General features: G+C 71.7%; 7 protein-coding genes and 1 pseudogene. 3 read left to right on the top strand and 5 right to left on the bottom strand.

Annotated features, from left to right (window positions below; all coding sequences use genetic code 11):
- Nucleotides 1–418 precede the first annotated feature (418 nt).
- Complete coding sequence (locus AB0D85_RS50840; protein WP_362338047.1) at nt 419–649, top strand: hypothetical protein; 231 nt, start codon at nt 419–421, stop codon at nt 647–649.
- Nucleotides 650–695: 46 nt separating this feature from the next.
- On the opposite strand, the pseudogene AB0D85_RS50835 reads toward AB0D85_RS50840, so the two are convergent.
- Both AB0D85_RS50835 and AB0D85_RS50830 read right to left on the bottom strand, forming a co-directional pair.
- Nucleotides 696–1,309 (bottom strand): annotated as a pseudogene (locus AB0D85_RS50835) (serine hydrolase domain-containing protein); the annotation flags it as partial.
- A 240-nt stretch (nt 1,310–1,549) separates the two neighbouring features.
- Nucleotides 1,550–1,726, bottom strand: coding sequence for a hypothetical protein (locus AB0D85_RS50830; protein WP_362338044.1), 177 nt, complete (start codon nt 1,724–1,726; stop codon nt 1,550–1,552).
- A 226-nt stretch (nt 1,727–1,952) separates the two neighbouring features.
- Here AB0D85_RS50830 and AB0D85_RS50825 point away from each other — a divergent pair, with 226 nt between their 5' ends.
- Nucleotides 1,953–2,831 (top strand): universal stress protein, encoded by an 879-nt coding sequence (locus tag AB0D85_RS50825; protein ID WP_362338041.1) that lies wholly within the window; start codon nt 1,953–1,955, stop codon nt 2,829–2,831.
- A 19-nt stretch (nt 2,832–2,850) separates the two neighbouring features.
- Here the strand turns inward: AB0D85_RS50825 and AB0D85_RS50820 are convergent, their stop codons facing one another.
- From AB0D85_RS50820 to AB0D85_RS50810, 3 genes are read right to left on the bottom strand one after another with little or no spacing between them, the layout of a single operon-like run.
- A complete protein-coding gene (locus tag AB0D85_RS50820; RefSeq protein WP_362338038.1) occupies nt 2,851–4,086 on the bottom strand; it encodes a DUF4032 domain-containing protein in 1,236 nt (411 codons plus the stop codon).
- A gap of 23 nt (nt 4,087–4,109) precedes the next feature.
- Complete coding sequence (locus AB0D85_RS50815) at nt 4,110–4,859, bottom strand: MBL fold metallo-hydrolase (protein WP_362338035.1); 750 nt, start codon at nt 4,857–4,859, stop codon at nt 4,110–4,112.
- 49 nt (nt 4,860–4,908) lie between these two features.
- Nucleotides 4,909–5,535: an alpha-ketoglutarate-dependent dioxygenase AlkB gene (locus AB0D85_RS50810; protein WP_362338032.1), complete on the bottom strand. Its 627-nt coding sequence runs from the start codon at nt 5,533–5,535 to the stop codon at nt 4,909–4,911.
- A gap of 121 nt (nt 5,536–5,656) precedes the next feature.
- Here AB0D85_RS50810 and AB0D85_RS50805 point away from each other — a divergent pair, with 121 nt between their 5' ends.
- Nucleotides 5,657–6,289, top strand: a complete 633-nt coding sequence (locus AB0D85_RS50805) for a TetR/AcrR family transcriptional regulator (RefSeq protein WP_362338030.1) — start codon at nt 5,657–5,659, stop codon at nt 6,287–6,289.
- The last annotated feature ends 9 nt before the right edge of the window (nt 6,290–6,298 follow it).

Genomic DNA, 6,298 nt, shown 5'->3' with positions numbered 1-6,298 from the left:
TGATCTTGGAAGCCGTGCCTGTCACGTTCCGGACCCTGTCGCTGACCTGACGGGCCACCGCGAACCGGGCGTCACGCGACTACGCCGAAGCCCTGCCCCGGGAGCCCATCCCTCAATTCGCGAGAGGAGGCGACCGAACTCGTCGTGCGGAACATCGCGAAAAGCCTCACGAACGACTACGAGAAACAGGGGTTCACCGTCAACTCCGTCGGGCTGAGCTGCGGGAGCTCCATGGTGATGCATCAAACGGTGGCGCGCGGGGAGGGAACCCGGTGGGAGCAGGAGTGCTACCTGATCGACACTGATCACGCGGTTCATCGCTTCACGAACCACAGCAGCTAGTGCTGTGACCGTGGGGGCGCACTGATGGCTCCGTACACCAGTACAGTCGGCGCACTGAAGGAGCAGAGGAGCCCCGGTGCCTGGAAGAGACAGCAACGCTGATGGCAACGGCCGGCGGGCCGTGGCCATCAGACGGATACAGGTCGTGCTGTTCGGAGTCGTTGTCCTGCTGGTCGGATTCCGTGTCTGGGAGCGAGATCACGGCCATGGTTCGAGCACGATCGTGTTCGGGCTGATGGCCGCATCGGCACTGTCCATCGGCGCGCTGGAACGCTATCGGACAAACGCTACCAAACGATCTCGGTGACTCACCTTCCAGCTGGCTCAGGCCCCTCCACATCGGAGCCCGACCGGGCGGTCCCCTTGAGGTGGGTGTCGGTGTCCTGGTCGAGCTCGGTCGGCGCGCACGTCGCGGCGATCGCTGCGGGCAAGGGGCCGAAGCGGGTGGCGTCCATACCCAGAGGGCGCCAGGTCCGTTGGGCGGCGAGCTGGTCCAGGCTCTGTCCGGAGAGGTATTCGGCGAGGTAGCCGAGGATGAGAGCGGCCCGGTCGGTGTATTCGACGGCTTCGCCGGGCGGCCGGTGGAGCGCCTCGTGCAGGACACCGGTGCGGATGGCCTGCGGGTCGGTGCCGTAAAGGTTTTGCAGCTGGGCCCGCAGCGGGACGCCCGCGGTATGGGTGAGCAGCCGGCGGGCCGTCACCGCGCTGTGTGGGTGGCCGGTGACCTCGTCCCAGATGGTGCCGAGCGGTGCGTCGAGGTCGAGGACGCTGTCCTCCCGGAGGCGCCGATGGACGGCCATACGGCGAGGATCTTGGTGAGGCTGGCGGCGTCGAAGACAGTGTCGGGCCGCATCCGCGTGTCCGGATCGTCGGGGTCCAGGACACCAGTGACACCGGAGGCGCGCACGCGGGCTGCGTCGCCGACGGCCCACACGGCGCCGGGGAAGACCTTGTCGCGGACGCCCTCGTCCGCAAGTTGGCGGCTCTCAGTGTGCTCCCGTCGGGCACCGAACGTGCAGAACGAACGCCGACGCTGCCCTGGGCCGCGAAGGGATGGGGGAGGGCGAACGGCAGCGTCGCACGACCAGGCCCGGCAAGGCGGGGCCGGTGGCGACCTCCCCCGGACCGGCGTGGTGGGCCTGTGCAGCGGCGAGCTCCACCACGCCCGCCGTGTCCAGTTCGGCCGCAGCGGGCCGCGAACCAGCCGTCAGGTGGGCGCGTCTCGCTCCAGCAGAGCGAGGGCCTGCGGTGTACGGACGGTGCGGGGGCGCAGCCGCGCAGGCCACCGCGGCGAGCACCACCGCCTCCCGAACCTGCGGGCCGCGGTGCCGGCCAGCTCGGAGCGGGACTGCTTGAGAATCCACCGCGAGGTGTCCACGGTCATGATGACGGTCCGTGCTGCGTCGGCAGCCTGTGCCATACGTCTCCCACCCCGAGCCGTTGGTTCCACGGGACGGCGGGTCCTCCCGGAGGAGCGCGGCCACCGCACCGGTTCCCGCTCATCGTATGTTCGATCGCCCGCCTTCGCTCTTGTACGCCGGTGCACACCTGCCGGCCGGCCGTGCGGAAGACTGATCGCGCACACGCGGAACCGACGAGGAGGCCGGTGCATGACACGCCCGATCACGGCAGGGGTCGACGGTACGGAGGAGAGCCTCGCCGCTCTGGACTGGGCGGCCCGCGAGGCGGTCCGCCGGGGGCTGCCGCTGCGGGCGGTGCACGCCTGGCGGTACGAGGCGCACGAGGCGCACGAGGCGCTCGGCGGTGACCGGGAGGCCCAGCGCGGGTGGGTGTCCGACGGCGTGACCGAGGCGGTGCGGGGCGTCACCGGACGCTATCCGGACCTCGCGGTGAGCGTCGACGTGGTGGAGGGCGGCCCGGTCGAGGTGCTCGTGGAGGCGGCCGCCGGGGCCGAGTCGCTGGCGCTGGGATCGCGCGGGCACGGCCGGGTCGTCGGCTTCCTGCTGGGCTCCGTCGGCCAGCAGGTGATCGCCGGGGCCGGGTGCCCGGTCGTGCTGGTGCGCGCCGGGGACCGGCCCGCCGCCGAGGCCGCCGGCCGGGAGGTCGTCGTGGGCCAGCAGGGCGGGCCCGAGGACAGCGCGGCCGTGCTGGAGTTCGCGTTCCGGACGGCGGCGGCCCGCGGTGCGACGGTCCGGGTGGTCCGGGCCTGGACCCTGCCACCGGTCTTCGCCTACAGCCCTGGTTCGCTGAAGCTGCTCGACGAGTCGGGCGGCCTGGAGCCCTTCGAGAAGAAGGCCCTGGCCGAGGCGGTGCGGCCACTGCGGGAGCGGTTCCCCGGGGTGCCGGTCGCCGAGCACGTCGAGATGGGCAGCGCCGGGCAGGTGCTGCTGTCGTTGGCCGGGCGGGCCCAGCTGATGGTCGTCGGGCGGCGCGCCCACCGTACGGCGGTCGGCGCGCGGATCGGCTCGGTCGCGCACGGGGTGCTGCACCACGCCGACTGCCCGGTGGCCGTGGTGCCGCACGACTGACGCGCGTCCGGCCCGCGGCTCACTCGGGAGTGACCGGCTCCAGGGTCTCCCGTGCTGTCGGCAGCACGTTCTCGATGTAGTCCTCGACCGCGCTGTCCAGGCCTATGTCGTGCTGCGCCCGCTCGGACAGGTACCAGCGGTGCTCCAGCAGCTCGTGGTAGATCTCGGCCGGGTCCATGGAACCGCGCAGCTCCAGCGGTACGGCCCGCACGGTGGGGCGGAAGACGTCCCGCACCCACCGGTGGGCCAGCACCTCGGGGCGGGCGGCCAGGGGGTCGCCCGGGGTGTAGTCGTCCTGGGTGGCCATCCAGCTCTCCAGGTCGTTCAGCAGCCGCCGCGCCTGGTTCTCCTCGGCGTCCAGGCCGGTCAGCCGCAGCAGCTGGCGCTGGTGGTGCCCGGCGTCGACGACCTTCGGCACGAAGGTGACGGTGTCGCCGTTGGAGGAGTGCTCGATCTGCATCTCGGCCACGTCGAAACCGAGCTCGTTGAGCCGCCTGATCCGGCGCTCGATGTAGTGGTACTTGCCCGCCGGGTACACCGAGGTGCGGGTCAGTTCCTCCCACAGCTCGCCGTACCGGGTGCAGATCTCGAAGCCGAACTCGATCGGGTCCAGCGACGGGTGCAGCGCCCCCGACGCCTCCAGGTCGAGGAGCTCCCCGCTGATGTTGACCCGGGCCAGATCGAGGTCGTACTCCCGCTGCCCGTTGCTCAGCTGCGGATGCAGATCGCCGGTCTCGGCGTCCACCAGGTACGCCGCGTAGGCGCCCGCGTCCCGCCGGAACAGTGTGTTGGACAGCGAGCAGTCGCCCCAGGCGAACCCGGCCAGGTGCAGTCGTACGAGCAGCACCGCCAGGGCGTCCATGAGGCGGTGCATGGTGGCCGGGCGCATGGTCGTCTCGAACATCGAGCGGTACGGCATCGAGCCGCCCAGATGCCGGGTGACCAGCACCGACTCCAGTGGGTCGCCCTCGGGGTCGGTGCGGCCGGTGATCACCGCGAGCGGGTCGACCGCGGGGATGCCCAGCCGGTCGAGGTCGCGCAGCAGCTCGTACTCGCGCAGCGCCGGGCGCTCCGCGAGCTCCTTGACCGCGATGACCTCGCTGCCGGCGCGGGCGTAGCGCACCACGTGCCGGGAGATGCCGCGGGGGAGCGGCACGAGGTAGTCCTCGGGCCACTCCTCCAGCGGGACGTCCCAGGGGAGTTCGAGCAGGAGCGCGGGGTGCTCCGGGTTGGTGGCGCTGATCTGCAATGCCATGGCCCGAACCTTAGACGGCGTGGTCAGACGGCGCGTTCGCGGGCCTGCTGCGCGGCCGCCCGTACGGGTCCCCGGTGCAGGGGGCCGTGCCCGGGCAGCAGCGCGTCGGCGTCGAGGGCCTCGATGAGGCCGAGCGAGGCCACCGCGCGGGCCCGCTCGTGGTGGAACATGTCGGGCAGCAGCTGCGGGCCCTTGACACGCGAGGTGCGGTGCCCGCTGACCAGGGCGTCACCGGAGATCACGACGCCCGCCTCGGGCAGGTGGTAGACGGTGTGCCCGTCGGTGTGGCCGGGCGTGTGCACCGGGACCGGCCGGCCCGGCAGGTCCAGCGGGCCGTCGGCGACCGGGAACGCCTCCGGCGAAGTGACCGGGTGCTGCTCGGTGCCGCCGACCCGCAGCACATGCACCAGCCAGGGCACCACACCGGGCCGCCAGGCGTTCTTCAGTACGTCGCCCACGGCCACCTGCTGGAGGAAGTCCCGCCGCGCGTGCGGTACTTCGGCCTCGTGCAGATAGACCGGGGTGCCGTGGGTGTCCCGCAGGTACTCGGCCGAGCCGAGGTGGTCGTTGTGCGCGTGGGTGATCAGGACGGCCGCGACGGCCTCCGGCGAGCTGCCCACCTGGGCGAGGGAGCCGAGCAGCCCCTCGCGGTCCCCGGGGTAACCGGTGTCCACCAGCGTGACGGCGTCACCGTCCTTGAGGATCACCCAGTTGGTGTGGTGACCGTGCACCAGGTAGGTGCCCTTGCCGACTTCGTGTACCTCAGCGTGCATGGGCACAGCAAACCAGATGACGTGGGGCAGCTGTTAGCGAGGACCGGGGTCAGCGCACCCCGTGTGGCCGGAACTGGACGCTGATCCGCGGGCCGGCGGCACGGGCCGTCTTCGGTACGCAGTGCTCCCAGGTCCGCTGGCAGGAACCGCCCATCACGATCAGGTCGCCGTGGCCCAGCGGGTGGCGGACCGAGGGGCCGCCGTGCAGCGGGCGCAGGAGCAGGTCGCGGGGCGCGCCCACGGAGAGGATCGCGACCATGGTGTCCTCCCGGGCGCCCCGCCCGATCCGGTCGCCGTGCCAGGCGACGCTGTCCCGGCCGTCGCGGTAGTAGCAGAGCCCGGCCGTGCTGAACGGCTCGCCCAGTTCGTCGGCGTAGTGCCGGGTGAGGGTCTCGCGGGCCTCGGTGAGAACGGGGTGCGGGAGCGGGTCGGCCGCGCCGTAGAAGGCGAGCAGACGCGGTACGTCCACGACGCTGTCGTACATCTTCCGGCGCTCCGCGTGCCAGGGGACGTCCGTCACCAGCCGGTCGAACAGGGCGTCGGCGCCGCTCAGCCAGCCGGGCAGCACGTCGATCCAGGCGCCGGAGCCCAGCGCGGTGCGGCGGACGCCGTCGAGCGGGCCGAGCCGCAGCTCGTCGGTCTGGTCGAACAGGGAGCCCTGGAGGTGCGTGGCCATGGAGTCAGCCTACTCCTTATTCGAAAATGTGTTCCTTTTTGATTTTCGGCCGATCCCGTGCGCGGCTCTTTCGATACGTTCATGTATCCGATACGTTCGTGTATCGAACGGAGGTCAGGACATGGCCGCAGTGGACGGTGCGCCCCAGCGTGTGACCCGGCGCCGGGTGCAGACCCGCGCCCGGCTGCTCGACGCCGCGTTCACCGTGTTCGCCGCCAAGGGCTTCGGGCGGGTCTCCATCGAGGAGGTCTGCGAGGCCGCCGGGTTCAGCCGGGGCGCCTTCTACTCCAACTTCGCCACCCTCGACGAGCTGTTCTTCGCCCTCTACCGGGAGCGCGCCGACCTCATCGCCCAGCAGGTGGCCGACGCGCTCGCCGGCGACGGACCGGACCTGGACGTGCCCGCCTCCGTGGACCGGGTCACCGACGTGCTGCTCCTGGACGTGGACTGGCTGCTGGTGAAGACGGACTTTCTGGTGCACGCCGCCCGGGACCCGGCCGTCGCCGAGGCCCTTCTCGACCACCGCGCCCGGCTGCGGCAGGCCATCGCCGACCGGCTCCTGCGGGCCCGGGGCCACACCCCGATCCCGGCCGTGCTCGGCGACGTCGGCGGTGCCGCCCACGCCGTGGTCGCCGCCTACGACGGAGTCACCACCCAACTGCTGCTCGACAGGGATCTGGACCGGGCCCGCGCCTGGCTCAAGCAACTGCTCACCGCGCTGCTGACCGACGGCAGCGGCACCCACCCCGAATGAGAAAGGCAA

Source organism: Streptomyces sp. NPDC048277 (assembly GCF_040652235.1).
Classification (GTDB): domain Bacteria; phylum Actinomycetota; class Actinomycetes; order Streptomycetales; family Streptomycetaceae; genus Streptomyces.
This window is presented reverse-complemented; position numbering and strand designations above follow the sequence as displayed.

Excerpts from the sequence above, each read along its gene's own strand:
- AB0D85_RS50830 (WP_362338044.1), bottom strand. The coding sequence starts at position 1,726 with ATGACCGTGGACACCTCGCGGTGGATTCTCAAGCAGTCCCGCTCCGAG.
- AB0D85_RS50825 (WP_362338041.1), top strand. The coding sequence starts at position 1,953 with ATGACACGCCCGATCACGGCAGGGGTCGACGGTACGGAGGAGAGCCTC.
- AB0D85_RS50820 (WP_362338038.1), bottom strand. The coding sequence starts at position 4,086 with ATGGCATTGCAGATCAGCGCCACCAACCCGGAGCACCCCGCGCTCCTG.
- AB0D85_RS50815 (WP_362338035.1), bottom strand. The coding sequence starts at position 4,859 with ATGCACGCTGAGGTACACGAAGTCGGCAAGGGCACCTACCTGGTGCAC.
- AB0D85_RS50810 (WP_362338032.1), bottom strand. The coding sequence starts at position 5,535 with ATGGCCACGCACCTCCAGGGCTCCCTGTTCGACCAGACCGACGAGCTG.
- AB0D85_RS50805 (WP_362338030.1), top strand. The coding sequence starts at position 5,657 with ATGGCCGCAGTGGACGGTGCGCCCCAGCGTGTGACCCGGCGCCGGGTG.